3 protein-coding genes are annotated in these 4,099 nt (G+C 29.8%); all 3 read right to left on the bottom strand.

All coding sequences use genetic code 11. The features are described 5' to 3' along the window. Window positions 1-132: 132 nt before the first annotated feature. Window positions 133-1,644, bottom strand: coding sequence for a lipopolysaccharide biosynthesis protein (locus IW20_RS25050; protein ID WP_035629069.1), 1,512 nt, complete (start codon window positions 1,642-1,644; stop codon window positions 133-135). Between the two features lie 77 nt (window positions 1,645-1,721). Next, complete coding sequence (wecC, locus tag IW20_RS25045; protein WP_035629066.1) at window positions 1,722-2,945, bottom strand: UDP-N-acetyl-D-mannosamine dehydrogenase; 1,224 nt, start codon at window positions 2,943-2,945, stop codon at window positions 1,722-1,724. Between the two features lie 33 nt (window positions 2,946-2,978). Next, on the bottom strand, window positions 2,979-4,099 hold a 1,121-nt coding region (wecB, locus tag IW20_RS25040), incomplete at its 5' end, for a non-hydrolyzing UDP-N-acetylglucosamine 2-epimerase (protein WP_240478541.1).

Raw genomic sequence — 4,099 nt, 5'->3', positions numbered from 1 at the left:
CCTTAAAAACATTTGAATATTTATAATACAATTGAAAATCAACAATGTAATTTAAAAGTAAATCTTTAAAATTTATTACAAATGAAATATTATTCGCTCCGAATATTTGCTTAATTATTTTTTTTAAGGCCATTATTTTTTATTGAATATATATTTAGAGATAAGATTTTTTTCCTGTTTTTCTAAACCAATAGTGTAAATTATTAAAACACATACAGAAACTATAAAGCTGGATTTAACGAGGAAAAGCATTAAATGATTTTCAATATTAAAGAAATGTAAACCTGTAAATATTAAAACATTAGACAGAATTGTAACAACAAAAATTCTTAATAAAACTCTTTTTACAAACAGTATTATATTAAAGTCTAGCATTTTCTTTAAAAAGAATAAACGAAAAATCAGAGATAAAATATTAATAGAAATCATTACGTAAAATACAACTACAGGGTCTTTATACAACATAATGAAAAAGTAAGATATTGGTAAGGATAGAAAAATCAGGGATCCGATAATAATTTGGTACCATTTAATTTTTCCTGTTGCCTGTGATCCAGTTATTAATGGGCCAGAAATGCAATCTATCAATAAGCTTATTAAACAAAGAATCACGAATATTGATATATATTCAGGTGGGTTTTTAAGCCAAAATTCCAATATAAAATCTATATTATATAATATTGGACAAACAATTAAAAACATCAAAAAATAAGAAAACTTAGAACTTTGAAAGATTAATTTCTTGCTTTGTTCAATATTTCCTTGGGCATAATTTTTAATAATCTGCGGATTAACCGCCATCTGGAAATTAGTTACAAATAAACTAACTGCAGATTGTACTTGTAGTGTGATACCATAAGTAGCATTTAGTACTGTCCCAAAAAATAGATTAAGGATTACATTTATGCCTTGTCCTCTGGCAACTGAAGCTATATTTCCAAATAAATTCCATCCTGAATAAGCTATTAATTTATGATACAATTCTTTTTCGAAGTAAAACTGATACCTACTTTCAGAATAATATCTTTTGCAATAAATTTTATGAGCCATTCTTATAATAAACGCTACTAAAAATAATAGTCCTGCGTACAAAATCAATTTATCGAAAGAAAAGATAACTAGTAAATAAACTATTATTAATTTCAAAATAACTTCTGCAAAGCTCATAATAGCATAAATGCCCATTTTTTCTCGGGCGATAATTAATGCATCATATGGTACTTGTATTATACCTAAAAAAAAAGTAAAAATAGAAAACTGATATACCCAATTAACTGCATTCATTCTTTCTAAAGGTAAATTCAATGTGTTATTTACAAACCAAAGCCCAAATGTCTCTGCTAAGACTAAGATTATGATACCTATAATTATATGTATGTTTAATGTTGCATTAAACGTTTTCTTTAGTTGTTCTGGATCATTTCTACCAATATCAAAAGACAAAAATCGTTGTGTAGCAGAGGTCATTGCACTATTAAAAAAACCAAATAAAGTTATGATTCCTCCTACTACACTATAAATACCATAATCTTCTACACCTAATGTATTCAAAATTATTCTGGAAGTATACAGAGTTACTCCCATTGTAAAAAACATTCTTATATAAAGAAATACAGTGTTTTTTGCTATTGTTTTTGAATTCAATGTAATGATTTTAAAATTCTATTCTAGACTTCCCTACTTATCGAATATGTTTAAGGAAACAAGAAATGATTTATTAGTTATGCCCCAAAAGTCTGTAATGCTCCACAAAAATCTAAAACCTCTTTGTCTTCAGAAATTTCAATTTCTTTGAATTCCTTATGATTTACTAAAAACACAATAATATCTGCTGAATGAGCAGCTTCTTTGTAATTAGTTAATTTAAAAACTTTGTGTTCAGTGATATTTGGTTCTACGATAAAATATTCTCCATTATTATCGTCTTGTAAAACCTTTTGTACTATATATTTAGCTGGAGATTCTCTTAAATCATCAATATTTGGTTTAAATGCCAGTCCCATAAGTGCTATACAGGCTTTTCTTCCGTGCTTTAATTCAAATTTTAATTTAGTAGATTGAATTTTTTCTGCACACCAAAATGATTTAAAATTGTTAATCTCTCTAGCTGTATTTATTATTTTAGATTCTAATGGATATGTAGAAACCAAAAAATAAGGATCTACTGCAATACAATGCCCTCCAACTCCAGATCCTGGTTGAAGAATATTTACTCTAGGATGTTTATTTGCAAGGGCAATTAGTTCCCAAACGTTTATGTTTGCTTTATCGCAAATTAATGACAGCTCATTAGCAAATGCAATTTGTACGTCTCTCGATGAATTTTCGACTAGTTTGCACATTTCAGCAGTTCGTGCATTTGTAGCGTGTAATTTAGATTGTACGAATCTTGAGTAAAATGCTATTGCTTTTTCTGTAGATTTATCATCTATTCCTCCTATTACTCTATCATTATGCACCAATTCGTGCATAACATTTCCTGGTAATACGCGCTCAGGGCAATAAGCAATATCTAAAAATCCTTCTAGTTCTGGACGCTCACTAAAAATAAAATCTCTCATTTTTTCGGTAGTCCCAATTGGTGAAGTTGACTCTATAATATACAAATCTCCTTTCTTTAAAATCGGAATAATACTTTTTGTAGCCGCTTGGACAAATGAAATATCTGGTTCGTTCCTTCCTTTAAATGGTGTAGGAACAACTATTAAATATGTAGATGCTTCTACAGGTGTTGTGGCGGCCTTTAGAAAACCTGCTTTAACAGCATTTTCTACAGCAATATCTAATTGAGGTTCAACAATGTGAATTTTACCCATATTTATAGTATTTACTACTATTGGATTAATATCTACGCCTAATACACGGATGTTTTTAGATGCAATTAATGCTGCTGTTGGTAAACCTATATAGCCTAGGCCAATCATTACAACTTCTGGTTCATTCATTCTTTTTTATTTTTTATTAATGAGTTTACCTCATTATTTTATTTCTAATTCTTTAATAAAATCTACAATTCTATTACTCGCATTACCATCTCCGTAAGGATTATGTAATGAGCTCATACTTTCAAAACGAGCTTTATTATTTAAAAGATCCAAAGTCTCTTTTATAATTAGGTCTTTATCGGTGCCAACTAGTATTACAGTTCCTGCTTCTACTGCTTCTGGACGTTCGGTAATATCTCGCATAACTAAAACTGGTTTTCCTAAACTAGGTGCTTCTTCTTGTACGCCCCCACTATCAGTGATTATCAGTTTAGATCGATTCATCATCCATATAAAATCTTCATAAGCCAAAGGATTTATAAGTAATACATTTGGGATATCTGATAAGATTCTATTTACAGGTTCTTGTACCTTAGGGTTTAAATGAACTGGATAAACAATTATTCGTTCAATATTATCCATTGCTATGGCTTTTAATGCCTCACATATACGAATAAATCCATCTCCATGATTTTCTCGTCGATGTCCTGTTACAAGAATCATTTCCTTTTCGCCAAGCTTTGTCGATAACTCTTGTATTAAAGCGCTCGGAGCTTGATTTACTTTGTCTATACTTTGTAGCAATGCATCAATGACTGTATTTCCTGAAATTATGATGGAATCTTCAGCTATATTTTCGTTTAATAAATTTTGCTTGGACAATTTTGTAGGTGCAAAATGGTAATCAGCTAAACGCCCTGTAATTTGTCTGTTGATTTCTTCTGGAAATGGTGCCCATTTATTATGAGTTCTTAAACCTGCTTCTACATGGCATATTTTAGCGCCACTATAAAAAGAAGCGATACTTCCTGCCATTGTTGTTGTGGTATCTCCATGCACAAAGACATAATCAGGTTTAAAATCTTCTAAAACAGATTTCATATTAATAATTATATCCGATGTTAAGCTATATAGGTCCTGATTAGGTTTCATTAAATCAAGGTCGAAGTCTGGAGTAATGTTAAAAAAACTTAACACTTGATCTAACATTTCTCTATGTTGAGCTGTTACACAAACTTTTGTCTGGAATATTTCGGGATATTTCTTAAATTCTTTAACCAATGGAGCCATTTTAATTGCTTCAGGACGAGTGCCGAATACAATAAGTATTTTTG

This window comes from Flavobacterium hydatis (assembly GCF_000737695.1).
Lineage (GTDB): Bacteria > Bacteroidota > Bacteroidia > Flavobacteriales > Flavobacteriaceae > Flavobacterium > Flavobacterium hydatis.
The sequence above is the reverse complement of the archived record's forward strand: the minus strand, read 5'-3'. Positions and strand labels throughout refer to the sequence as shown.